Source organism: Streptomyces sp. TLI_146, assembly GCF_002846415.1.
Lineage (GTDB): Bacteria > Actinomycetota > Actinomycetes > Streptomycetales > Streptomycetaceae > Streptomyces.
The window spans coordinates 5707413-5732747 of record NZ_PJMX01000001.1 but is presented as its reverse complement, the minus strand read 5'-3'; the positions used below and the strand labels follow the sequence as shown (position 1 = coordinate 5732747).

Annotated in this window: 17 protein-coding genes; 10 read left to right on the top strand and 7 right to left on the bottom strand. The window is 71.9% G+C overall.

The genetic code is table 11. From position 1 onward, the window contains the following. Window positions 1-291 precede the first annotated feature (291 nt). Window positions 292-2931, bottom strand: coding sequence for a GNAT family N-acetyltransferase (locus BX283_RS25760; protein WP_101389866.1), 2640 nt, complete (start codon window positions 2929-2931; stop codon window positions 292-294). 69 nt (window positions 2932-3000) lie between these two features. After that, on the bottom strand, window positions 3001-4515 hold the full coding sequence (locus tag BX283_RS25755; protein WP_101389865.1) for a ricin-type beta-trefoil lectin domain protein: 1515 nt from the start codon (window positions 4513-4515) through the stop codon (window positions 3001-3003). A 146-nt stretch (window positions 4516-4661) separates the two neighbouring features. Here BX283_RS25755 and BX283_RS25750 point away from each other — a divergent pair, with 146 nt between their 5' ends. The 3 genes from BX283_RS25750 (at window position 4662) to BX283_RS25740 (ending at window position 9146) form a co-directional block, all read left to right on the top strand. Then, window positions 4662-6053, top strand: a complete 1392-nt coding sequence (locus tag BX283_RS25750; protein WP_101389864.1) for an aspartate ammonia-lyase — start codon at window positions 4662-4664, stop codon at window positions 6051-6053. 105 nt (window positions 6054-6158) lie between these two features. Next, complete coding sequence (locus tag BX283_RS25745; protein ID WP_101389863.1) at window positions 6159-6833, top strand: DUF402 domain-containing protein; 675 nt, start codon at window positions 6159-6161, stop codon at window positions 6831-6833. Window positions 6834-7070: 237 nt separating this feature from the next. Next, window positions 7071-9146, top strand: coding sequence for an ATP-binding SpoIIE family protein phosphatase (locus tag BX283_RS25740; RefSeq protein ID WP_101389862.1), 2076 nt, complete (start codon window positions 7071-7073; stop codon window positions 9144-9146). A 98-nt stretch (window positions 9147-9244) separates the two neighbouring features. Here the strand turns inward: BX283_RS25740 and BX283_RS25735 are convergent, their stop codons facing one another. Continuing rightward, window positions 9245-11635: a transglycosylase domain-containing protein gene (locus BX283_RS25735; protein WP_101389861.1), complete on the bottom strand. Its 2391-nt coding sequence runs from the start codon at window positions 11633-11635 to the stop codon at window positions 9245-9247. A gap of 259 nt (window positions 11636-11894) precedes the next feature. Here BX283_RS25735 and BX283_RS25730 point away from each other — a divergent pair, with 259 nt between their 5' ends. From BX283_RS25730 to BX283_RS25710, 5 genes are read left to right on the top strand one after another with little or no spacing between them, the layout of a single operon-like run. Continuing rightward, entirely contained in the window at window positions 11895-12614 is a 720-nt protein-coding gene (locus BX283_RS25730) for an ABC transporter ATP-binding protein (protein ID WP_101389860.1), read from the top strand. Continuing rightward, entirely contained in the window at window positions 12611-14953 is a 2343-nt protein-coding gene (locus BX283_RS25725; RefSeq protein WP_101389859.1) for an FtsX-like permease family protein, read from the top strand. The genes BX283_RS25730 and BX283_RS25725 overlap by 4 nt, the downstream gene beginning before the upstream one ends. A gap of 39 nt (window positions 14954-14992) precedes the next feature. Next, window positions 14993-15517, top strand: coding sequence for a PadR family transcriptional regulator (locus tag BX283_RS25720; RefSeq protein ID WP_101389858.1), 525 nt, complete (start codon window positions 14993-14995; stop codon window positions 15515-15517). Further along, the gene (locus BX283_RS25715; RefSeq protein ID WP_101389857.1) at window positions 15514-16206 is read left to right on the top strand and encodes an ABC transporter ATP-binding protein; all 693 of its coding nucleotides are present in this window, start codon (window positions 15514-15516) and stop codon (window positions 16204-16206) included. The genes BX283_RS25720 and BX283_RS25715 overlap by 4 nt, the downstream gene beginning before the upstream one ends. A 13-nt stretch (window positions 16207-16219) precedes the next feature. Further along, window positions 16220-18550 (top strand): ABC transporter permease, encoded by a 2331-nt coding sequence (locus tag BX283_RS25710; protein ID WP_101389856.1) that lies wholly within the window; start codon window positions 16220-16222, stop codon window positions 18548-18550. Window positions 18551-18823: 273 nt separating this feature from the next. Here BX283_RS25710 and BX283_RS25705 read toward each other — a convergent pair whose 3' ends face one another. Continuing rightward, a complete protein-coding gene (locus BX283_RS25705) occupies window positions 18824-19741 on the bottom strand; it encodes a hydrogen peroxide-inducible genes activator (protein WP_257584374.1) in 918 nt (305 codons plus the stop codon). Between the two features lie 230 nt (window positions 19742-19971). Between BX283_RS25705 and BX283_RS25700 the strand changes: the two genes are divergently transcribed. Both BX283_RS25700 and BX283_RS25695 read left to right on the top strand, forming a co-directional pair. Next, the gene (locus tag BX283_RS25700; RefSeq protein ID WP_031083404.1) at window positions 19972-20526 is read left to right on the top strand and encodes a peroxiredoxin; all 555 of its coding nucleotides are present in this window, start codon (window positions 19972-19974) and stop codon (window positions 20524-20526) included. Window positions 20527-20541: 15 nt separating this feature from the next. Then, complete coding sequence (locus BX283_RS25695; RefSeq protein ID WP_101389854.1) at window positions 20542-21075, top strand: alkyl hydroperoxide reductase; 534 nt, start codon at window positions 20542-20544, stop codon at window positions 21073-21075. 208 nt (window positions 21076-21283) lie between these two features. Here BX283_RS25695 and BX283_RS25690 read toward each other — a convergent pair whose 3' ends face one another. From BX283_RS25690 to BX283_RS25680, 3 genes are all read right to left on the bottom strand, one after another. Further along, the gene (locus BX283_RS25690; protein WP_180357251.1) at window positions 21284-22732 is read right to left on the bottom strand and encodes an AI-2E family transporter; all 1449 of its coding nucleotides are present in this window, start codon (window positions 22730-22732) and stop codon (window positions 21284-21286) included. A gap of 149 nt (window positions 22733-22881) precedes the next feature. Beyond that, entirely contained in the window at window positions 22882-23571 is a 690-nt protein-coding gene (locus tag BX283_RS25685; RefSeq protein ID WP_101389853.1) for a transglycosylase SLT domain-containing protein, read from the bottom strand. A 367-nt stretch (window positions 23572-23938) separates the two neighbouring features. Then, window positions 23939-25261, bottom strand: a complete 1323-nt coding sequence (locus tag BX283_RS25680) for a PhoH family protein (protein ID WP_101389852.1) — start codon at window positions 25259-25261, stop codon at window positions 23939-23941. Between the last annotated feature and the right edge of the window lie 74 nt (window positions 25262-25335).

Below are 25335 nucleotides of genomic sequence, written 5' to 3'. Positions count from 1 at the left end.
GGGGTGGGTGGGGGGCGGGGGTGGGTTTCCCGGGGGCTGCGCCCCCGGACCCCGTTTTGCGGGGCCTGCGGCCCCTGCGCCCCGCTTCGTTTGTCTGCGGGTCCGCTGTGGCTGGTCGCGCAGTTCCCCGCGCCCCTTGAATGCTCGGCTTCGCCCTCGCCCGCACCCCCTAGGGGCGCGGGGAACTGCGCGAGCAACCGGCCACCGACCCGCGGACGAACTCAGGGGGCCCGGGGGCGAAGCCCCCGGCAGCCCGCCCCGACCCACCACCCGGCCGCCCGCCAGAGGGCTTCAGGGAACGGGCGGGGTGGGGGGCCTCTCCAGGAATGCCAGGCGCGCCCGCTTCTCCGGTTTCTGGACTTCCTCCCCCAGCACGAACCCCGACCGCACCATCCGCTCGATCGACTTCACGTTGCGGACGTCCGGTTCCACCACGATCCGCTGGTGGGCGGGGTCGGAGAGGACGTAGTCGATCAGAGACTTCATCAGCGCGCCCGTGAAGCCGGGGCGCGGCGTGCCCGGGGCGGGGGCCACCAGGATGTGGATGCCGACGTCGCCGGGGCGCACCTCGTAGCACTCCCCCAGCGGATCCGCCGCCGGCTCGTACGTCTGGAACAGCCCCACCGGCTCGTCGTCCAGCAGGAGCAGGAACGCGTGGTGGGTGGGGAGGGAGTCCACGTACGCGTAGGTCTCCTCCACGTACGCGCGGTCCGCGTCCAGCATCCCCCAGAAACGTGCCCGCTCCTGGGTGACCCACGAGTGGACCAGGTCCGCGTCGTGCGAGGGGTCCAGCCGACGCAGCCGGACCGTTCCGAAGCCGGGCGCCTTCTCCTCGTACACGTAGGTGCTCCGCTCGTACACCGTCTCTCTCCTCAGCTCGCTCCAGTCGGTCACGACCCGCGCCAGTTCCCCTTGCGCCCACAGCCGCAGCTGGTCCCGGTGGTGGGGGCTGTCCGGGGCGCCGGACGCGCCGAACGGGACCACCCAGAGGCTGTCCTCGCGGCGGGCCAGGTCCCAGACGTACCGCGCGGCCGGGCCGCGGGCGGCGCGGTGTGTGAGGCCGGGGACGCTGCTGGTGGACAGGACGCAGTCGTGGTCGCCCGCCAGGCCCGGCCACTCCTCCGGTACCGGCAGTGCCTGCCAGGGCGCCAGCCGGTGCGCCTCGCCCCAGGGGCCGAACTCCTCCCCCTCGGACGCCACTTCCTCCAGCGCCGCCCGCACCAGCTCCGCCCGGTCGAGCTCCGGCAGCATCGGCGTCGTCAGGATCGTCTCCAGCGCGAACGCGATCCTCGGCGTCAGCGCCAGCCAGGGCAGGAACAGGTCGGGCAGGGGCGGGAGTTCGGCGAGGTCCGCGAAGGACGGGTGGGCCGCCAGAGCCCGTACCACCCGCTCGCGCACCGTCGCGTACGCCATCGCGTCCGTCGAGTCCGCCTCCATGCGGCGGTCCCAGCTCGTCAGACGGTCCCGCAGGGCCTCCGCCCGGGGGGTCAGGCCCTTGAGCTCCGCCAGGAGTCCCAGCAGCGGGCGCGCCGACGCCAGGTCCGTGTCCAGGAGGATCGCCGACATCTCCGGCGCCGTCCAGGACCGCGAGGCGGCCAGCAGGGCCGCTATGCGGTCCGCGCGGTACGGGGGCGCGAACTCGACGCCCAGCGGCCCCGCCAGGCCCCGCTGGTTGGCCATCACGGCCGTCCCGGACACCTCCTCGCGCGGCATCGGGGCCCAGCCCGTCCAGGCGTGGGCCGCCTCCCACGCCGGTACGACCCGTACGCGGTTGACGGGGTGGCGCAGCGGTACGCGGCCCGCCACGCGGTGCAGATGGCCGCCCTGGGTGTCGGCGGCCTGGACCACGTTGACCGGCTCGACCCACTCGTCGAAGGCGCGGTCGACGTCGTCGGCGGTCCGGGCCCGCAGCAGCGCCGGGAGCGCGGCGAAGCCGAGGGCGGAGGTGACGCGGGGCGGGTGGCGCAGGCTGATGGCGTCGGCCGCGTCGGGGCCGCCGATGATCACCGGGCCCCGGTCCGTCTCGACCACCTCGACCGTCACCGGGGCCGCGCCCGCCACCTCCACCGTCTCGACGTGGACGGACGCCGGGGCCCAGCCGTCGGGGCCGAGCGCGGTCACGTCCGTACCGTCGCGGCGCAGGCGTTCGCGGTACAGGTCCTGGTAGTCGGCCATGGAGTTGGTGATGGCCCAGGCGACCGAGCCGGTGTGGCCGAAGTGGGCGATGCCGGGGACGCCGGGGACGGCCAGGCCCACCACGTCGAACTCCGGGCAGGAGAGGCGGATCTGCTGGTAGACGCCGGGGTCCTCGATGAAGCGGTGCGGGTCGCCCGCGATGATCGCGGCGCCGGTGGCGGTGTGCTCGCCGGTGACCAGCCAGCCGTTGGAGCCGGAGGTGCCGGGGCCGTCGGTGGCGAACAGCTCCACCGCGTCCGGGCCGAGGACGGCGACCGCGCGCTCGCGCCAGAGCTTGGTGGGGAAGCCCGCGAACAGGATGTGGGTGGAGAGCCAGACGCCCAGCGGGGTCCAGGGCTCCCAGCGGCCGGGCGCCAGGCCGGTCCGGGCGAAGCCGGACGGCTCGGCGGCCCCCGCGTCCGGCGCGTCGGGCCGCCCGGCCCCCGCCCCCTGAGCGAGCCCGTCGTTGACCCCCGCCACGTACGCCGTGACCCAGTCCGCCGTCTCCGCGTCCAGCGCCTCGAAGCACCGGCGGGCCGTGTCGGCCAGGCGGGCGCGGCGGGCGAAGACGTCCCAGCCGACCGCGTCGGGGCCGAGGAAGGCGGCCGTGGTGCCCTGCACCCGGTGCCGTTCGACCTCCAGCTGCCAGGCCCGGTCGACTGCGGTGGCCCGGCCCTGGGCGTACGCCAGCTCGCGGGCGTCGGCCGCCCGAAGGTGCGGGACTCCCCAGGTGTCGCGATAGACCTCGGCGCTCACGCCCGATCCCCTCCCTGTAAGTTAGGTCAGCCTAACCTAAAGGGAGGGGCGGTCATGCGGTGGCCCGCGTTACGCGAAGCGCTGCGACGGGGAGCCGTCGCACGGGCGCAGCGTCAGCGGGTCCCTGGCCGCGGCCAGCGTGGCGCACAGCCCGGTGGCGGCCGCCGGGCGCAGGGTGGCGCCGTCGCGGACGAATTCCTGGTTGGCGCCGCCGTGGCAGTTCCAGATGATCAGCCTGGCCCCGGCCGAGTAGTTCGCGCCCGGCACGTCCAGGCAGCGGTCCTGGGTGAGCTGGGTGTGGAGCGACTTGCGGGCGCCGTCGTACCACCAGCCCTGGTTGCGGCCGCCGTGGCAGTCCCAGCCGACGACGGCGGTGTTGTTGGCACTGGACGCGCCGCTCACGTCGAGGCAGGAGCCGGTCGCCGCGCCCTTCAGCGGTTGGTACGCGTCGTCCCAGGCGAGCGGGTAGAGCACCGGCGAGCCGGTGGACGCGGGGTCGGCGCAACTGGCCTCGCGCAGGCCCGAGTCGTAGATCTGGGTGAGGCAGGACGCGAAGGCGCCGTGGCCCCGGTAGTTGGGGTGGAAGGACTGGCGGACGGAGTTGGAGTCCGGCAGGCCCGGCTTGGACAGGTCGATGTAGAGGCCGCGCGCCCAGGTGTCCTCCATGCACACCTCGTGGCCGTTGAAGAGCCGCGAGTTGTCGAGGTAGACGGCGCCGGTGTCGGCCGCCGCCTTGCGCATGCCCCGCTCGAAGGCCGGGACGGCGGTGTTGCGGCCCCACACGGTGTCGGAGTCGTAGCCGAGGCCGCCGCACACCAGCTTGCCGGGGAAGCTGGGGTTGTCATGGAAGTCGGGGCCGATCGGGCTCGGGTAGCCCATCACGACCAGCTTGTAGTCGCCGTCGGCGTACCCGGCGTCGCGCATCACGCTCTTCAGGTCGTTGACGGTCGCCTCGACCTTGGGCACCAGACCGTCCACCCGCGCCTGCCAGCCCGGCGCGTACTTGGACTCGCAGGGGCCCTGGAGCAGCAGGTACCGCTCCACGCAGTCGGTCATCACCGGGCCGAACTGGAGGTCGTCGTTGGCCCCGGCGACCAGCAGCACCATCTTGATGCGGGTGTTGCGGGCCTTGATGGCCAGGCTGTCGCTCTGGACCAGCTCGTCCGCGTACTGCTTCGAGCCGCCTATCCGGATGTTGCCGGTGTACGCGCCCGAACAAGCCACGTTGTACGTCTCGTCGACGGGGATCTGGGTGCGGTGGATCGCGGAGTCGGGCGCCCGGTGGCACCAGTTGTCGGGGCCGTTGGTGCCGGCCTCATAGGTGCCGACGCCCTCGCCGGAGATCTCGCTGTCGCCGAGCGAGATCAGCCCCGTTCTCCGCTGGTCCATGGGCCGCTCGGCGGAATCCCCGTACAGCTTGAGCGCCTCGGCGGCGCGGATCCTCTCCAGCTCGGGCGGAAGGGGGGTGGACTGGACCGTCGCCGCGGGTGCGGCCGCGGCCGTCGCCGTCATTCCCCCGAACGCGGCCGCCGCGGCCACGGCGGCCGCGAACGTACAGCGAAGTCTGTTCCTGGTGCGCCTCATTGCGCCTCCCCGGTATCTGTTGCTGCTGGGGGTACGGGGGTCGTCCCCCGGAAGAAAGCAGCCCACCGGTATTTACTGGCCAGTAGGGCCGATTGGGAATAGCTAGAACAAGACAAGTGCTCATCTTTATCAGGAGGTTCAGGGATATGAACGAGACTGAGTACCGCGTCGAGCACGACTCCATGGGCGAGGTGCGGGTCCCCGCACACGCCAAGTGGCGGGCCCAGACGCAGCGGGCGGTGGAGAACTTCCCCGTCTCCGGACAGCGCCTGGAGCGCGCCCACATCGAGGCGCTGGCCAGGATCAAGGCGGCCGCGGCCAAGGTCAACGCCGAACTGGGCGTGCTGGACGAGGACATCGCGGGGGCCGTCCAGGCGGCGGCCGCGGAGGTCGCCGAGGGGCGCTGGGACGAGCACTTCCCGGTCGACGTCTTCCAGACCGGCTCGGGCACCTCGTCCAACATGAACATGAACGAGGTCGTGGCGACCCTGGCGAGCGAGCGCCTCGGCCGGGACGTCCACCCCAACGACCACGTCAACGCCTCGCAGTCGTCCAACGACGTCTTCCCCTCCTCCATCCACATCGCCGCGACGGCGGCCGTCACCGGCGATCTGATCCCGGCTCTTGAGCACCTCGCCGAGGCCCTGGAGCGCAAGGCGGCCGAGTTCGCGGACGTGGTCAAGTCCGGGCGTACGCATCTGATGGACGCCACCCCCGTCACCCTCGGCCAGGAGTTCGGCGGCTACGCGGCGGCGATGCGGTACGGCGTGGAGCGGCTGCGGGCCTCGCTGCCCCGGCTCGCCGAGCTGCCGCTGGGCGGCACCGCGGTGGGCACCGGCATCAACACCCCGCCCGGGTTCTCCGCGGCCGTGATCGCGGAGGTGGCGCGCTCGACCGGCCTGCCGCTCACCGAGGCCCGCGACCACTTCGAGGCGCAGGGCGCGCGGGACGGGCTCGTGGAGACCTCCGGCCAGCTCCGCACGGTCGGCGTCTCGCTCACCAAGATCTCCAACGATCTGCGCTGGATGGCGTCCGGGCCGCGCACCGGACTGGCCGAGATCAGCCTGCCCGACCTCCAGCCGGGCTCCTCGATCATGCCCGGCAAGGTCAACCCGGTCATCCCGGAGGCCGTGCTGATGGTCGCGGCGCAGGTCACCGGCAACGACGCGACGGTGGCGGCGGCGGGCGCGGCCGGCAACTTCGAGCTGAACGTGATGCTCCCGGTCATCGCCAAGAACCTGCTGGAGTCGGTGCGGCTGCTGGCCAACGCCTCCCGGCTGCTCGCCGACCGCACCGTCGACGGGATCACCGCGAACCGCGAGCGGGCGCGGGAGTACGCGGAGTCCTCGCCCTCGGTCGTCACCCCGCTCAACAAGTACATCGGGTACGAGGAGGCGGCGAAGGTCGCCAAGAAGTCGCTGGCCGAGCGGCGGACCATCCGCGAGGTGGTCCTGGAGGGCGGCTATGTGGAGCGCGGCGACCTCACCGAGGCGCAGCTGGACGAGGCGCTGGACGTGCTGCGGATGACCCGGCCGTGAGGCGCGGACGCGGGCGCCGCCGGGACCTGGCGCGATGACCGGGCGGTGACCGCGGCCGTGACGCGGGTCGCAGCGCGGTCTTGACCGTGCTCCTAAGATCTGCGCATGACAGGTACCGGAGGCATGCACCACTGGGCGCCGGGGGACCAGATCCTCTGGCGCTACCGCGGCAATGCCCCCGACCTGAAGAGCCGCGTCCACATCTGCCGCCCGGTCACCGTCGTCCAGGACACCGACGAACTGCTCGCGGTGTGGATGGCGCCGGGCACCGAGTGCGTCAAGCCCGTGCTCGCGGACGGCACCCCCGTCCACGAGGAGCCGCTGGCGACCCGCTACACCGCCCCGCGCACCACGGAGCGCGCGCGCTGGTTCGGCACCGGAGTGCTCAAGCTGGCGCGCCCCGGCGATCCCTGGTCGGTCTGGCTGTTCTGGGAGCGGGGCTGGCGCTTCCGGAGCTGGTACGTGAACCTGGAGGAGCCGCGCACGCGGTGGTCGGGCGGGATCGACTCCGAGGACCACTTTCTCGACATCTCCGTCTACCCGGACCGCACTTGGCAGTGGCGGGACGAGGACGAGTTCGCGCAGGCCCAGCGGGTGGGACTGATGGACGCGGCCCAGGCCCGGCGGGTGAGGGCGGCCGGGGCGGCGGCGGTCGAGGTGATCCGCGCGTGGGGCAGGCCGTTCTCGGACGGGTGGGAGGAGTGGCGGCCCGATCCGCGATGGCCGGTTCCGGCACTACCGGCGGATTGGGATCGCACCCCGGCGCATATGCCGTCGTGAGACCCTTGATGCGCCCCCGGGGTTCAAACGTAGGATCGTCCTCCGCAAGGCTGCGCATCGACAACGAGGGAACCCAGGGCGCAAATTGACCGTATGTCACCTCAAGGGGGGTCGGGACGTGAGGGGTGTCGCGGCCGCCCATGGAGCGGGTATACCGCACGAAGCGACTGCCTCGCGCATCCCTGCCCTGCCCCCAGCACGGTGGATGTCTCACTCCGGACGGACGGAACCCGACGCGTGACGGAGCATCAGCCCACTTCGCACGAGAGCCGGCACCAGGAGCAGCTGGCCCGGCCTCCTGAGGCGGCCCGGCCGCGCCCGGACGAGCCGGGTGCGGGCTCCGCCGCGCACTCCGCCGTGCCCGCCCGGCGCGGCCAGGCCCGCGCGGCCACCGCGTCGGTCCCCGGCCAGCCCGAACCCGGCTCGCGCGACCTCGCCCGCGACCTGGGCGCGGCGGCGACCGCGGGCGCGATGGGGGTGCCTCCGGGACGCGGCCCCGCCGAGCCCCCGGGCGACGGTCTGCCCGGCGGCCCGGCCTCCGGCGCGCCCGGCGCCGGCAGCGGCGGCGAGGTGCCCGGCGGCGGGGACATCGCGGCCGTGGCCCGCCGCGAGGGCGACCGGCTCCGGTTCGTGGGCGCCGCGACCCGCCGGATCGCGCGCGGCATAGACCTCGACGAGATCGTGCTGGGGCTGTGCCGGGCCACCGTCCCGACGTTCTCGGACGCGATACTCGTGCATCTGCGCGACCCGCTTCCGGTCGGGGACGAGCGGCCCGCCAGCCCCTTCGTGCTGCGGCTGCGCCGAACCGACCGGTTGCGTTTAGTGGACGAGTCCCTGCAGGAGCCGGAGGCGATCGACGCCCTGTCCCTGCTGAACGCCCAGACCGACCTGACCCCGGCCGCCGAGCTCTGCGAGGTGCGCACCGGCGGCGCCCTCGCCGAGGTGCTGCGCGGGGTGCGGCCGGTCTTCGGCGACTCCGTACCCGCCCGGCTCGCCCTGGCCGAGCTGCTGGGCCCGGACCGCCCGGTCCCCGGCGGCCACCGGACGATACTCGCCCCGCTCCGGGGCCGGCGCCGGGTGATCGGCGCCGCCGTCTTCGTCCGCGGCCTGGAGCGGCCCGCCTTCGAGGCGAACGACCTACTGGTGGCGGCCCAGCTGGCCACCCACACCGCGCTCGGCATCGACAAGGCCGTGCTGTACGGGCGCGAGGCGTACATCGCGGACGAGCTCCAGCGGACCATGCTGCCGGACTCGCTGCCCCAGCCGACCGGCGTGCGGCTCGCCTCGCGCTACCTGCCGGCCGCCGAGACCGCCCGGGTGGGCGGCGACTGGTACGACGCGATCCCGCTGCCCGGCAGCCGGGTCGCGCTGGTCGTCGGCGACGTGATGGGCCACTCGATGACCTCGGCCGCGATCATGGGCCAGCTGCGCACCACCGCGCAGACCCTGGCCGGGCTCGACCTGCCGCCGCAGGAAGTGCTGCACCACCTCGACGAGCAGGCCCAGCGGCTCGGCACCGACCGGATGGCGACCTGCCTGTACGCGGTGTACGACCCGGTCGCCCACCGGATCACCATCGCCAACGCCGGGCATCCGCCGCCGGTCCTGCTGCACCTGGGCGGGCGCGCCGAGGTGCTGCGGGTGCCCCCGGGCGCGCCGATCGGCGTGGGCGGGGTCGACTTCGAGGCGGTCGAGCTGGACGCCCCGGCGGGCGCCACCCTGCTGCTGTACACCGACGGCCTGGTGGAGTCCCGGCTGCGGGACGTGTGGACCGGAATCGAACAGCTGCGCGAGCGCCTGGCCGCCACCGCCCAGCTGACCGGCCCGGACCACCCGCCGCCCCTTGAGGCGCTCTGCGACGACGTCCTGGACATGCTGGGACCCGGCGACCGGGACGACGACATCGCGCTGCTCGCGGCCCGCTTCGACGGGATCGCGCCGAGCGACGTGGCGTACTGGTTCCTGGACCCGGAGGACTCGGCGCCCGGCCGGGCCCGCCGCCTGGCCCGGCGCGCCCTGGACCGCTGGGGCCTTCAGGAGCTCACGGACTCGGTGGAGCTGCTGGTCAGCGAGGTCGTCACCAACGCCGTGCGGTACGCGGAGCGCCCGGTGACCCTGCGGCTGCTCAAGACGGACGTCCTGCGCTGCGAGGTCGGCGACGACTCGCCGCAGCTGCCCAGGCAGCGGCGGGCGCGGGACACCGACGAGGGCGGGCGCGGTCTGTTCCTGGTGAACCGGCTGGCCAGGCGGTGGGGCGCGACCCGGCTGTCGGGCGGCAAGGTGGTCTGGTTCGAGCTGGCAACCCGCCCCTAGGGCGACAGGCCCCGGGGCCGTTCGAGGACGCCCCCAACTCCTACGAAGGCCCCCCGCCCTGACGGGTGGGGGGCCTTCGCGTCTGTCACGAGTCCGGGCTACGGCGTGTTGCCGCCGCCCTGGATGGTGCCCTGGGCGGCCCCGCCGTCGGTGGTGCCCGTGGTCGCTCCGCCGTCGGTGGTGCCGGTGGTGGTACCGCCGTTGGTCTGGCCCGTGGTGGTACCGCCGTTGGTCTGGCCGGTGGTGGTGCCGCCGTTGGTCTGGCCCGTGGTGGTGCCCCCGGTGGTGGGTTTGCCGCCAGTGGTGCCGCCGGTCGTCGGCGTACGCGTCGGGGTGTGGCTCGGCGTGTGCGAGGGCGTCCGGCTCGGGGTGTGCGACGGGGTGCGCGAGGGCGTGTTGGACGGGGTCCCCGACGGCGTGCTCACCGGGGTCTCGTCGGGCTGCTTGGCCGCGCCCTGGTCGGTGTCCAGGTCGAAGTCGGACTCGCCGCTGCCCACCGCGTCGAAGGTGTAGGCGGCCCAGATCTTCGCCGGGATGCCGCCACCGTTGATACGGCCGTTGGCGGGACCCTCGTTGCCGGTGGCACCCGCGATGCTCACCTGGCCGCCCTTGGGCACCGTGTGCCCGTCCACCTTGCGCGGCTCGGCGGCCTCGCCCCACAGACCGACGGAGGTCACCAGCGACGGCGTGTAGCCGGTGAACCAGGCCGACTTGTTGTCGTCGGAGGTACCGGTCTTGCCCGCGACCTGCTGCCCGTCGCGGTTGGTCGCGTCCCGCACCGACCGCTTGGCCGTACCGTCGTCGACCACGCCGGTCAGCACCGAGGTGACGGCGTCGGCCGCGTCACGGCTGATCACCTGGTCGCCGATCGGGTCCGGCTTGTTGTACTTGGCTTCCTTGTGCTGGGCCGACTTGACGATGGACGGCGTGACCTTCTTGCCGTGGTTGTCCAGCGTGGCGTACGCGCCGGCCATCTCCATGGGGCTGGCGCCGTAGGAGCCAAGCGTCATGGCGGGCTCGGCACTGACGCCCTTCATGTGGTTGAGGCCGAGCGCGACGGCCGTGTCCCGCAGCTTGGGAAGTCCCACGTCCACGCCCATCTGCGCGAAGACGCTGTTGACGGACTTGTTCATCGCCGTCTGGACGGTGATGGGGCCGTAGCTCTGGTCATCCTCGTTGGGCGGGGCGTAGCCCTTGCCGCCCTCGCCCTTCACCGGGCGCTTGTTGTCACCGTTGTAGATGGTGTTGGCCCGGATCTCCTTGCCGTCCTGCGTCTCCGACTTCTCGTTGAGCGCGGCGGCCAGGATCAGCGGCTTGAAGGTCGAGGCGGGCTGGTAGGTGGCCGTCTTCGCGTTGCTGATCTGGTGCTTCATATAGTCCTGGCCGCCGTAGAGCGCGACGACCGAACCGGTCTTCGGGTCCACCGAGACGGCACCCGCCTGGATGTCCTGGTCGACCTTCCGCTTCTTGTCCAGCTTGCTGGTCAGCTCCTGCTTCACCGCGTCCTCGAGAAGCTGCTGCTTCTTGGGGTCGATGTTGAGCGTGATGGTCCAGCCGCCCTTGGCCAGGTCCGCCTCGCTGATGCCGTTGTGCACCAGCTCCTCCTTGGCGGCCCGGACCATGTAGCCGGTCTGGCCCTCCATGCCCGGGTCCGGCTTGGGCTCGATCGGCACCGGGAACTTCATCCCCGCCCGCTGGGCCGCGTCCAGCTCCTTCATCTTGACCATGTTGTCGAGGACGTAGTTCCAGCGGTTGGTCACCAGCTTCTTGCCGGTCTCGGTGGCCACCGCCCAGTCGTACTGGCTGGGCGCCTGGAGCAGTGCCGCGAGGTAGGCGCCCTGCTCGATGGTCAGCTTGGAGGAGTCCACCCCGTAGTACGCCTGCGCCGCGGCCTGGATGCCGTAGGCGTTGCGGCCGTAGAAGCTGGTGTTGATGTACCCGGCCAGGATCTCCTTCTTGTCGTACTTCTGGTCGACCTTGAGGGAGATCACCAGCTCCTTGAGCTTGCGGGTGACCGTCTGGTCCTGGCTCAGGTAGAAGTTCTTCACGTACTGCTGGGTGATCGTCGAGCCACCCTGCTTGCCCTTGCCGGAGAGGGTGTTCAGCAGGCCTCGGGCGGTGCCCTTGAAGTCGACGCCGGAGTCCTTGTAGAAGGACATGTTCTCGGCGGCGACGAAGTCCAGCTGGACCTTCTCGGGGATCTTGTCGAGCCCGACGACCTCGCGGTTGAGCTGTCCCGTACGCGCGATGATCTTGCCGTTGGAGAGCTTGTAGACGTTGCTCTCCAGCTGCGCCTGGGCGTTCGCCTCGGGGATGGGCGTCATCAGGTAAATGATGTAGAAGCCGCCCATGGCGAGCAGGACGAGGCCGAAGAAGGTGCCGAGCATCTTCTTCCAGGTGAAGAGCCTGCGTATCCGCCCGCCCTTCTTCTGCTCGGTGGTCCGGCGCGCCCCGCGCTGCCGGGCCCGCCGCTCTTCCGCTCGGCCCATAACCTCAGTCGCTCGCCTTCTTGACTCGCCAGATCAGCTCAGAAAACTAACACCGCACGTGTGGACAAAGAGGAGCCCATCACGTCTTTTCCGTACGTGAGAATCAGCACCCAGCCCATGGGAACCGACTGACAAACAGCCCCCAAGGTTGCCAGAAGCCAGGATCCTGCCCGTTTTTGCATGGGAATGTCATGTTCCCCCGGCCTCTATGCACCAGGGGTATACACACCGCGTATACCTAGTGCGTATAGTCCTCCTCATGTCACTCGGCTCGTCCTCCGGTCCGTCGTCCGGCCCCCTGCTCAGCGCGAGCGGGCTGCGCAAGGCCTTCGGCTCCACGCCCGCCCTCGACGGCGCGGACTTCGCCCTCTCCCCCGGCGAGGTCGTCGCGGTCATGGGCCCTTCGGGGTCCGGCAAGTCCACGCTGCTGCACTGCCTGGCCGGGATCGTCCGGCCCGACGCGGGGACCATCACATACGACGGGCGGGACGTGACCGCGATGAACGACGCCCGGCGCTCGGCGCTGCGCCGCCGCGACTTCGGGTTCGTCTTCCAGTTCGGCCAGCTGGTGCCCGAGCTCACCTGCGCCGAGAACGTGGCGCTGCCGCTGCGGCTCGACGGGGTGCGCCGCAAGGACGCCGACCGCGCGGCGCTGCACTGGCTGGAGCGCCTTGAGGTCGACTCCGTGGCCCGGCGGCGGCCCGACCAGATATCCGGCGGCCAGGGCCAGCGCGTCGCCGTCGCCCGCGCCCTGGCCACCGCGCCCCGCGTGGTCTTCGCCGACGAGCCGACCGGCGCCCTGGACTCGCTCAGCGGCGAACTGGTGATGCGGCTGTTCACCGAGGCCGCCCGGGACACCGGCGCGGCCGTGGTCCTGGTCACCCACGAGGCCCGGGTCGCCGCCTACTCGGACCGGGAGATCACCGTCCGCGACGGCCGCTCCCGCGACTTCACCCTCGCCCCGGCCGGCACCCGGTGAGCCGCCGCGTCCGCGAGCTGGCGCTCGGCGCCAAGTTCGCCTTCACCGGCGGCCGCGAGGGCTGGATCCGTACGCTGCTGACCGCGCTCGGCGTCGGGCTCGGCGTCGCCCTGCTCTTCGCCGCGGCCTCGATCCCGCACGTCAACCAGGCGAGCAGCGCGCGCGGGGACGCCCGGGTGCCCGCCGCCTCCGGCAGCAAGAAGCCGTTCGCGCGCACCGACAGCTCGGTGCTCTTCGCCATGGTGGGCACCGACTACCGCGGCGAGTCCATCGGCGGGCTCCTGCTGCGCCCCGAGGGAAGGCACCCCGCCGTGCCGCCCGGTCTGAGCGCGCTGCCCGGCCCCGGCGAGATGGCCGCCTCCCCCGCGCTGCGCGACCTGCTCGACTCGCCGAAGGGCGAGCTGCTGCGCGACCGGCTCCCGTACAAGATCACCGCGAGCATCGGCGACGCCGGGCTGCTCGACCCCACCGAGCTCTTCTTCTACGCGGGCAGCTCCACCCTCGACCAGGCGAGCGGCGCCACCCGCACCAGCGGGTTCGGCGGCGAGGTCGAGAAGCTGCCGCTCAACCCGGTCCTGGTGGCGCTCACCGTGGTGACCTGCGTGGTGCTGCTGCTCCCGGTGATCATCTTCATCGCCACCGCCGTACGGTTCGGGGGCGAGCGCCGCGACAAGCGGCTCGCGGCGCTGCGGCTGGTCGGCGCGGACACCGGGATGACCCGGTGGATCGCGGCCGGGGAGGCGCTGGCGGGCTCGGCGCTCGGCCTGCTGGTCGGCACGGTCCTCTTCCTCTTCGGCCGTGAACTCATCGGCGGCGTCCGGTTCTGGAGCTTCGCGGCCTTCCCCGCCGACTTCACCCCGGCCCCGGCGCTCGCTGTGCTCGTCCTGCTCGCCGTGCCGCTGGCGGCCGTGGTGGTCACGCTCTTCACGATGCGCTCGGTGGCCGTCGAACCGCTGGGCGTCGTCCGGATCACCAGGCCCCGCGGGCGACGGGTGTGGTGGCGGCTGCTGCTGCCCGCGGCCGGGGTCGCCGTCCTCGCCCTGTCCCCCAAGGCGGGCGTGGACCAGGGCGTGACCGACCCGAACCTCGTCGCCGTCGGCGCGATCCTCACCCTGACCGGCATCGCGACCCTGCTGCCGTGGCTGGTGGAGGCGGCGGTCGCCCGGCTGCGCGGCGGCCCGGTCGCCTGGCAGCTGGCGATACGCAGGCTCCAGCTCGGCGGCGGCTCCGCGAGCCGGGCCGTCGCGGGGATCACCGTGGCGGTGGCGGGCGCGATCTCGCTCCAGATGATGACCACCGGCATCCACGCCGACTTCGTGCGCACCACCGACCAGGACCCCAGCCGGGCCCAGATCGACGTCACGGCCGATTTCCCGAGCGGCGAGCGCGCCCAGCGGATGATCCACGACTTCCGTGCCACCCGGGGCGTCGAGGCGGTCATCGGCACCGTCGAGACCTATGTGACCCGGCCGGGCGCCTACACCGGGGACCAGCTGCGGCCCACCACCACACTGACCGTGGGCGACTGCGCCACGCTCGCGGAGCTCGCCCGCGTCGGCTCCTGCCGGGACGGCGACACCTTCGTCGTCCACCCGGCCGACGACAAGCGGCTGGGCGCGTGGGTGGACGAGACCGCGCGGCCCGGCGAGGCGATCAACCTCGACACCGCCTCCGACCACGACTCCTCGGTCAAGCCGGTCCTGTGGACGCTGCCCGCCTCGGCCCGCCAGGTCCTCTCCCGGCCCGACCCGATGGGCGAGCACCGGTACGGCATCTTCGCCACGCCCGGCGCCGTCGACGTCACCAAGCTGCCCTCGGCCGAGACCAGGGCCATGATCAGGGTCGACCGCGCGGTGCCGGACGCCGCCGAGTACGTACGCAACACGGCCGCCGCCATCGACCCGGCCATGACCGTGCGCACCATCGACAACGTCGAGCGCGACAAGCAGTACGCCAGCGTCCAGAGCGGGCTGCGGACCGGGGCGATCGCCACCATGCTGCTGATCGCGCTGAGCCTGCTCGTCTCGCAGATCGAGCAGCTGCGCGAGCGCCGCAGGCTCCTCTCGGTGCTGGTCGCGTTCGGCACCCGGCGCTCCTCGCTGGCGCTCTCCGTGCTGTGGCAGACCGCCGTGCCGGTCGTCCTCGGAGTGGTGCTCGCGGTCGCGGGCGGCACCGCGCTGGGCGTGGCCCTGCTCGACATGGTCGGCAAGGAGGTCACCGACTGGTGGCTTTTCCTGCCGCTCGCGGGCACCGGTACGGTCGCCGTCCTGGTGGTGACGCTGCTCAGCCTGCCCCCGCTGTGGCGTCTGATGCGCCCCGACGGCCTCCGTACCGAGTGACCCGACCACCGCAGACGTACAGCAGAAAGGGATCTGAGCATGTCCATCGGCCACACCCTCCTCGGACTCCTTGAGTCGGGCCCGCGCCACGGGTACGACCTCAAGCGCGCCTTCGACGAGAAGTTCGGGCACGACCGCCCGCTGCACTACGGGCAGGTCTACTCGACCATGTCGCGGCTGCTGAAGAACGGCCTCGTGGAGGTCGACGGCGTGGAGGCCGGCGGCGGCCCCGAGCGCAAGCGGTACGCGATCACCGAGGCCGGCATCACCGACGTCGAGGCCTGGCTGAAGCAGCCGGAGAAGCCCGAGCCGTACCTCCAGTCGACCCTCTACACCAAGGTCGTCCTCGCCCTGCTCACCGGCCGCAGCGCGGGCGACCTGCTGGACACCCAGCGCGCCGAGCACCTGCGGCTGATGCGCATCCTCACCGACCGCAAGCGCCGCGGCGACCTCTCCGACCAGCTGATCTGCGACCACGCCCTGTTCCACCTGGAGGCGGACCTGCGCTGGCTTGAGCTGACCGCCGCCCGCCTCGACCAGCTCGCCAAGGAGGTGCGCGCATGACGCCCGCCGGCTCCCTGCTCCTCGCCAAGGACCTGCGCAAGTCGTACGGGTCCACGCCCGCGCTCGACGGCGCGGAGTTCTCCATCCACCCCGGCGAGGTCGTCGCCGTGATGGGCCCGTCCGGCTCGGGCAAGTCGACGCTGCTGCACTGCCTGGCCGGGATCGTCACGCCCGACTCGGGCTCCATCGTCTACGACGGCCGCGAGCTGTCGTCGATGAAGGATGCGGAGCGCAGCGCGCTGCGCCGCACCGAGTTCGGCTTCGTCTTCCAGTTCGGCCAGCTGGTGCCCGAGCTGACCTGCACGGAGAACGTGGCGCTTCCGCTGCGCCTGACCGGGGTGCGCCGCAAGGAGGCCGAGCGCACGGCCCTGAAGTGGATGGAGCGCCTGGAGGTCGACGACCTCGGCGGCAAGCGGCCCGGCGAGGTCTCCGGCGGCCAGGGCCAGCGCGTCGCGGTGGCCCGCTCGCTGGTCACCTCACCGCGGGTGATCTTCGCGGACGAGCCGACCGGCGCCCTCGACTCGCTCAACGGCGAGCGCGTGATGCAGCTGCTCACCGAGGCGGCCCGGTCCGCCAACGCGGCGGTCGTCCTGGTCACCCACGAGGCCCGGGTCGCCGCCTACTCCGACCGGGAGATCGTCGTACGCGACGGAAAGTCCCGCGACATGATGCTGGAGCACTCCGTATGAACGGCCACGCGATATGAACAGGCTCCGTGACCTCACCCTGGGCGCCAGGTTCGCGCTCACCGGCGGCCGCGAGGGGTGGACGCGCACGCTGATGACGGCGATCGGCGTCGGGCTCGGTGTGGCGCTGCTGCTCGCCACCACGGCCCTGCCGGGCGCGCTCTCGGCGCGGGACGCGCGCGACAACGCCCGCAACGACTACGGCGCCGGGCAGGAGACGCCCGCGGCCGCCGACACCATGCTGATCGCCCGTACCGACACGGTCTACGGCGGCGACGAGATCCGGGGCCGCCTGGTGCAGCCCGAGGGCGACCGGGCGCCGGTGCCGCCGGGGCTGTCCGCGCTGCCCGCGCCCGGCACGATGGTGGTCTCGCCCGAGCTGCGCGACCTGCTCCGCTCGCCCGGCGGCAAGCTGCTGCGCGAGCGCGTCCCGTACAAGATCACCGGCACGATCGGCGACGCGGGACTGCTGGGCCCGCACGAACTCGCCTACTACGCGGGCAGCGACGGTCTCAAGGGGCACAAGGCGCTGGCCGGGGACCGGATGGACGTCGAGCGGATCAAGTCCTTCCCGGACAAGAAGGCGGGCGAGCCGATCGACCCGATCCTGGCGCTGCTCATCGTGATCATCTTCGTGGTGCTGCTGCTGCCGGTCGCGGTCTTCATCGCGGCGGCCGTCCGCTTCGGGGGCGAGCGCCGCGACAAACGGCTCGCGGCGCTGCGGCTGGTGGGCGCGGACAGCCGGATGACCCGCTGGATCGCGGCGGGCGAGGCGCTGGCGGGCTCGCTCCTGGGGCTCGGCCTCGGCACGGTGTTCTTCCTGATCGCCCGCCAGTACGTGGGTGAGATCACGATCGCCCGGCTCAACGTCTTCCCCTCCGACCTCAACCCCAGCGCGCTGCTGGCGCTCCTGGTGGGAGCGGCGGTGCCGGCGGCGGCGGTCGGGGTGACGCTGTTCGCGCTGCGCGGCGTGGTGATCGAACCGCTGGGTGTCGTACGGACGTCGGTGCCGCGCCCGCGGCGCCTGTGGTGGCGGCTGCTGCTTCCGGTGGTCGGACTCGGCCTGCTGGTCCCGATGTTCGACAAGGGCCGCGACACCGGCTTCTACAACCAGACGCAGGTGATCGGCGGTACGGTCCTGCTGCTCATCGGGGTCACGGCACTGCTGCCGTGGCTGATCGAGACGGTGGTGCGGCGGCTCGGCGGCGGCGGGGTCGGCTGGCAACTGGCGGTCCGACGCCTCCAGTTGAACTCGGGCTCCGCGGCCCGTCTGGTGAACGGCATCGCGGTGGCGGTGGCCGGGGCGATCGCGCTGCAGATGCTCTTCAGCGGCATCGAGGGCGACTATGTGACCTCCAGCGGCGAGGACACGGCGCGGGCCCAGCTGGTCGTCCCCATGCCGTCCACCCTGCCCAAGGCCGAACAGGAGCGCCGAGAGGCGAACGTGAAGGCGGTGCCGGGGGTGACGGGCACGACGACGCTGGGGAACGTGGGCCTGCACACGCCGGATCCGAACGACCAGAAGTACGTCGAGATGGCGGTCGGCGACTGCCGCGCCCTGCGCGAGGTGGGCGAACTGCCCTCGTGCAAGGACGGCGACGTGTTCGTGACGACGGGCGGCGAGTTCGGCGGGGAGGGCGCGGCGCCGGGCGCGAAGCTGCTCTTCGAGTCGGCGTGGGTCGGGGACCGCAAGGGCCCGGAGACCCCGTACACGGTGCCGCGCGACGCGCGCACGGTCCCGGCGCGGGTGGACCCGCTGGGCACCAAGCGGGGAGGCCTCCTGGCGACCCCCGGGGCCATGCGCAGGTTCACCAAGGTCCCGGTCTCCTACACGACCTACGTGACGACTCGGCCGGGGGACGGCCAGGTGGCCGACCGGGTGCTGAACGCGGCGTGGCGGGACGACCCGTTCACGCGGGCGCGGGCGCTCGACGCCGTCAAGACGGCCGCGAAGTTCTCCGGGGTGCGGCGCGGGCTCTACATCGGGGCCGCGGCGGTCCTGATGCTGATCGGCACGAGCCTGCTGGTCTCCATGCTGGAGCAACTGCGCGAACGCAAGCGCCTGCTGTCGTCCCTGGTCGCCTTCGGCACCCGCCGCACCACCCTGAGCTGGTCGGTCCTGTGGCAGACGGCGGTCCCGGTGGCCCTGGGCCTCACCCTGGCCTCGGGCGTGGGCCTGGGCCTGGGCGCGGTCCTGCTCCGCATGGTCGGCCACCCGATCCACGTCGACTGGCCGTCGGTGGCGGGGATGGTGGGGATCGGCGCGGCGGTGGTGCTGCTGGTGACGGCGCTGTCCTTGCCACCGCTGTGGAGGCTGATGCGGCCGGATGGGTTGCGGACGGAGTAGGGGGGCGGGTCTTCATCTGCGGGTGTGTGGTGGGTTGCTCGCGGAGCCCCTCCGGGGGTGCGGGTCTTCATCTGCGGACCGTGCTGGGTTGCTCGCGCAGTTCCCCGCGCCCCTTGAATGCCGCTGCGCGGCATCCCCTGGGGCGCCCCGCAGGGGCGTCTTCAGGGGCGCGGGGAACTGCGCGACCAGCCACAGCGAACCTGCAGACGAACGGGGGGCCGGGGGCGCAGTCCCCGGGAGACGGGCCTCCGCCACCCACCCCCCCCGGAGGGTTCAGGGAAGGGGCGGGGAGGGGCACAACCGCACCGGCAACACCCCCAGCGCTCCCCGCAAAACCCCCGCGAACTCCTCGAACTCCCCCTGCCGCGCCGCCCCCGACCGGATCGCCAGCGCCACCCGCCGCGACGGCGCCGGATCCGCGAAGTACCCGGTGACCAGCCGGTCGTTACGGGACGTCTCCACCCGCAGAGCCGTACGCGGCAGCAACGTCACCCCCAGCCCACCCGCCACCAGCTGCACCAGCGTGGACAGCCCCGCCGCCGTGGTCGTCACGGCGGCCCCCTCCTCCCGCCCCGCCTCCCGGCAGATGTCCAGCGCCTGGTCCCGCAGGCAGTGCCCCTCGTCGAGCAGCAGCAGATCCAGCTCGCGCAGAGCCTCGCGCGGCACGTCCGTACGCCCGCCCAGCCAGTGATCCTGCGGCATCACCAGCACGAAGTCCTCGTCGAAGAGCGGGAGTTCGGTCACCCCGGGCACGCCCAGCGGGACCGCGAGCAGCAGGACGTCCAGGCGCCCCGCCGCCAGCCCGTCGAGCAGCGACGACGTCTGCTCCTCGTGGACCTGGAGGTCCAGCTCGGGATACCGGTCGTGGACCAGCCGCAGCACGGTGGGCAGCAGATACGGCGCCACCGTCGGGATCACCCCGAGCCGCAGCACCCCGGTGAACGGCGCCCGTACCGCCTCGGCCTCCTCCAGGAGCGAGCCTACCGCCTCCAGGACCGCCTTCGCCCGCACGGCGAGACGCGACCCGGCGGGCGACAGGAGCACCCGGCGCGTGGTGCGCTCCAGGAGCTGCACCCCGAGCGCCTCCTCCAGCGCGGAGACCGCCCCGGACAGCGCGGGCTGGCTCATCCCGATCGCCGCCGCCGCGTCCCGGAAGTGCAGATGCTCGGCCACCGCCGCGAACGCCCGCAGCTGCGCGAGGCTCGGCTGCTTGACGGGCTTGGCCGCCGTACGGCCCCGTGGCGCGCCCGCACCGGCCGCGCCGCCCGCACCATTACTTATAGCCACTGATAAGCACCTCCGATCACGATGACCGAGTCTAGCTATTTCACTGATCAATGCCTCCTGTGGCAGCATCCGTAATCCGTCCAACCCCCAGGGAAGCCCCCAAAAAGGACCCTTCCCGATCGCAAGGAGAGCGCGTGCTCACTGTCGGTGACAAGTTCCCCGAGTTCGACCTGACCGCCTGCGTGTCGCTGGAAAGCGGCAAGGAGTTCGAGCAGATCAACCACAAGACCTACGAGGGCAAGTGGAAGATCGTCTTCGCGTGGCCCAAGGACTTCACCTTCGTGTGCCCGACCGAGATCGCCGCGTTCGGCAAGCTGAACGACGAGTTCGCCGACCGTGACGCCCAGATCCTCGGCTTCTCCGGCGACTCCGAGTTCGTGCACCACGCCTGGCGCAAGGACCACCCGGACCTCACCGACCTGCCGTTCCCGATGATGGCCGACTCGAAGCACGAGCTCATGCGTGACCTCGGCATCGAGGGCGAGGACGGCTTCGCCCAGCGCGCCGTCTTCATCGTCGACCAGAACAACGAGATCCAGTTCACGATGGTGACCGCCGGTTCCGTGGGCCGTAACCCCAAGGAGGTCCTGCGGGTCCTCGACGCCCTCCAGACCGACGAGCTGTGCCCCTGCAACTGGACCAAGGGCGAGAACACCCTGGACCCGGTCGCGCTGCTCTCCGGCGAGTGAACGGACTGACCTGACATGGCTCTCGACGAACTGAAGTCCGCCCTGCCGGACTACGCCAAGGACCTGAAGCTGAACCTCGGCTCGGTCATCGGCAACAGCGAGCTCCCGGCCCAGCAGCTGTGGGGCACGGTCCTCGCCTGCGCCATCGCCGCGCGCTCGCCGAAGGTCCTGCGCGAGCTGGAGCCCGAGGCCAAGGCCAACCTCTCCCCCGAGGCGTACACCGCCGCGAAGGCCGCTGCCGCGGTCATGGCGATGAACAACGTCTTCTACCGCACCCGCCACCTGCTCTCCGACCCGGAGTACGGCACGCTGCGGGCCGGTCTGCGGATGAACGTCATCGGCAACCCGGGCGTGGAGAAGGTCGACTTCGAGCTGTGGTCGCTGGCCGTCTCCGCGGTCAACGGCTGCGGCCAGTGCCTGGACTCGCACGAGCAGGTCCTGCGCAAGGCGGGCGTCGACCGCGAGACGATCCAGGAAGCCTTCAAGATCGCCTCGGTGATCCAGGCGGTGGGCGTCACGCTGGACGCGGAGTCCGTGCTGGCCGAGTAGGTACGTGGTTGCCTGCGGGCCGGTGGTGGGTTGCTCGCGCAGTTCCCCGCGCCCCCAAAAGCAGGCACCACGGAGCGCCGTACGTACGCGAAGGCCCCCGTCGACATCACGTCGGCGGGGGCCTTTCTCGCTGCGCAGGATGGGTGCCCCTTCAGGGGCGCGGGGAACTGCGCGACCAGCCACAGCGGACCCGCAGGCGAACGAGCACCTACTCCTCCGCCGGGGACGGCGGCGCCGCGCTCCGCAGCGCGTTCTCCCTCGCCGTGGCCCGCAGATACCCCACCACCGTGTTCGTCACCGCCACCAGCGGCACCGCCACCACCGAGCCCCCGATCCCGCCGATCAGGCCGCCCGCGGCGACCGAGAGCACCACGGCGAGCGGATGGACGCGGACCGCGCGGCCCAGAATAAACGGCTGGAGCACATGGCCCTCGATCTGCTGCACCAGGAGCACCACGGCCAGCACCATCACCGCCGTGAACACACCCTCGGTGACCAGTGCGACCACCACCGCGAGCGCGCCCGAGATCACCGCGCCCACCAGCGGGATGAAGGCGAACAGGAAGATGAAGACGGCCAGCGGCACGGCCATGGGGACGTGCAGGAAGTAGATCCCCAGGCCGATGAAGATCGCGTCGATCAGAGCCACTATCACCGTGCCCCGCACATACGCGGTGAGCGTGCGCCAGGCGCGCGGCCCCGCGCCCTCCATCGCCGGCCGGGCCTGCTCCGGGACCAGCCGCAGCACCCAGTGCCAGATGTTCTTCCCGTCGTAGAGGAGGAAGAGCGTCGAGAACATCGCCAGCAGAATGCCGGTGAGCACCTCGACGAGGACGGTCACGCCCTGGAGGCCCGCCGAGGTGATCTCGTTGGTGTTGTGGCCGATGGTGTCGCTGAGGTTCTTGGCGACCTGGTTGATCTGGTCCTCGGTGACATGGAACGGGCTGTTGAGGAGCCAGCGCTTGAGCTCCTCGATGCCCGCTCTGACCTTGTCGGAGAGCGTGTCCAGGTTGTCCATGACCTGCCAGACCACGAACCAGCCGATCAGGCCCATCACGATGAAGCCCAGGATCGCGGTGACAGCGGTCGCCAGGCCTCGGGGCAGGCCCTTGCGGGTGAGCCGGGAGACGGTCGGCTGGAGCAGCGCGGTGATGAACAGCGCGGCGACGAACGCGAGGACCACGAGCCGTACGGCGCTGATGACCCGCATCAGCACCCACAGCGTGCCCGCGAGCACGAGCAGCCGCCAGCCGATCTCGGCGGCAACCCGCATCCCCCACGGCACGGCGGCCACGGGGTCGGGCCGCGCGGCGACGGCGGGGGCGTAGGCGGGAGGTGCGGGGACGTGGTCGGGGGCGGCCTGCCGGGCGGAGCCGGTGGCGCTTTCGGCGGCTGCTTCCTCGGCCCCCGGGGCGGCGGACGCCTGCGTACGAACCGCGGCGGACGTCTGCGAGGAAGCCTCGGCGGACACCTGCGAAGGAACCCCTGCCGCTACTGCCGAACCGTCTGCCGAATCGTCACTGCTCGCCGGACGGCCCGGTTCGTCCAGGCCCGCGTCCGCCCGCGCCTCGGTCTCGACGCGGCGTTCGTCCAGCCGCTCTCCCATACGGGTCAGACCGGCGCCCAGCGCTCCGAGCAGCCCCGGCACTTTCGACATGATGCCGCCGTTTCCCTTTCCCCCGCCGCGCGTCCCCACCACTCCCCCCACCCGGAGTCGTCGCCTCCGACCGTACACGGGCAAAGCCCCTCACCGAAGGACGGCGAGGGGCTTCGAAAGGTTGAGTTGCCCTGGGCAAAGATTGTGCCCTAGTACCAGCTGTTGGCCTGCCAGAACGACCAGGCGCCACACGGGCTGTGGTAGCTGGAGTTCATGTAGTTCAGGCCCCACTTGATCTGCGTGGCCGGGTTGGTCCGCCAGTCCGAGCCCACCGAGGACATCTTGGACCCGGGCAGCGCCTGGACCAGGCCGTACGCACCGGAACTGGAGTTGACCGCGAGGTAGTTCCAGGTCGACTCGTGGTTCACGATGTTGCTGAAGCACTGGAACTGGTCGGCCGGCACGATCTGCCGGGCGATGGCCTTGACCTGCTCCACCGTGTAGGAGCTCTGCTGCGGGAACGAGGCGGGGTCGCGGGTCGCGGACCGGCTGGCGATCTGCTCCTGCTCACGCTCCTTCGCCTTCTCGTCCGCCGACTCCTTCTTGGACTTGGCGTCCTTGGCGGCCTGGAGGCGGGCGGCCTCTTCGGCGGACTTCTTCGCCGCGGCGCTCGCCTGGGCGGACTGCGCGTCCGCCTGCTGCGTCAGGGACGCGGTCTGCACCTGGGCCTGCTGGCCCGCGGGTATGTCCGCAAGAAGCGTCGTGTCGGCAGCGGTCGCCTCGACGTTGTCGTTCGAGGTGGACTGCGGCGCGCCCGAGGCAACGCCGACGACGGCACCGACGGTGGTGACCGCAGTGGCTGACGCCACCGCGAATCCCCGGACCGAGATCCGGCTCACACGGTTTCCTTCCAGCAGCGCCCGCACTGGTGACCTGACGGACGCAATCGTGCCCCTGGCTCTCTCCTCCCAACTGCTCAGGTCACGGGAGGAACTGACCCGGTGGGCAACTCCCTTGCGGGAGCGCCGCGTGGTGCTCGGGCGGCATACGGCGACGCTATTGAGTTACGAGGTACAGGTGTGCCGTATGCGGGGCCTGACGGATGCAAGACTCTGCCGGAGAGCGATGCCGCAAGGCAATTCCCCGTTGCGTGTGAAACCTCACATCCCCTCCGCCCCAGGGGTTTTGCCGGATCGGGCACACGAAAAGGCGCCGCCCGGCTAAGCTCAACGGCTTCGCGGGCGGCGCCCTTTGGGGCATACGGGATCAGATCTGGCCGTCCTCCAGCATTTCGGTCACCAGTGCGGCGATCTGCGACCGCTCGGAGCGGGTGAGGGTGACGTGCGCGAAGAGCGGATGGCCCTTCAGCTTCTCCACGACGGCGACCACTCCGTCGTACCGGCCGACCCTCAGGTTGTCCCGCTGGGCCACGTCATGGGTGAGCACCACCCGTGAATTCGCCCCGATCCGGGACAACACGGTCAGCAGGACGTTCCGTTCGAGCGACTGGGCCTCGTCCACGATCACGAACGCGTCGTGCAGGGAGCGGCCGCGGATGTGGGTGAGCGGCAGGACCTCCAGCATGCCGCGCGACGTCACCTCCTCGATCACCTCGCGCGTGGTGACCGCCGACAGCGTGTCGAACACCGCCTGCGCCCACGGGCCCATCTTCTCGGCCTCGGAGCCGGGCAGATAGCCGAGCTCCTGGCCGCCCACCGCGTACAGCGGGCGGAAGACCATCACCTTCTTGTGCTGGCGGCGCTCCAGGACCGCTTCCAGGCCCGCGCAGAGGGCCAGCGCGGACTTGCCGGTGCCGGCCCGGCCGCCCATCGACACGATGCCGACGTCCGGGTCGAGCAGCAGGTCGAGCGCGATGCGCTGCTCGGCACTGCGGCCGCGCAGGCCGAACGCCTCCCGGTCGCCCCGCACCAGCTTGACGTTGCCGTCGGCCGTGACGCGGCCCAGGGCCTTGCCCCGCTCTGACTGGAGCACCAGGCCGTTGTGCACCGGCAGGCCCGCGGCCTCCGGCACGTACAGCGTCTCCTCCTCGTAGAGAAGGTCCACCTGCTCGCCCGAGAGCGACAGTTCGGACATTCCGCTGAAGCCCGAGTCGGTGATGGCCAGTTCCGCCCGGTACTCCTCGGCGAGCAGGCCTACCGACGACGCCTTGATCCGCAGCGGCAGGTCCTTGGAGACGACGGTGACGTCGTACCCCTCGGCCTGGAGATTGCGGGCGACGGCGAGGATCCGTGAGTCGTTGTCCCCCAACCTGTAGCCGGCGGGCAGCACGCCGGGATCAGAATGGTTGAGCTCGACGCGGAGCGTGCCGCCGAGGTCGCCCAGCGGGATGGGTGCGTCGAGGCGGCCGTACCGGACCCGGAAGTCGTCGAGCAGGCGCAGGGCCTGACGGGCGAAATAGCCGAGTTCCGGATGGTGCCTCTTCGCCTCCAGTTCCGTGACCACGACGATCGGGAGCACCACTTCGTGCTCGTCGAACCGGGCCATGGCGTTGGGGTCGGCCAGCAGGACGCTGGTGTCGAGGACGTAGGTGCGCCGGTCGGGCATGCGGCGCTTTGTGCTGGTCACCACGGAAGGACGTACCCCCTCGGAAGAGGTCGGGGTGCGACGGCGTCGCGGGGGTGGGGGCCGGGCTGTGGCCACGA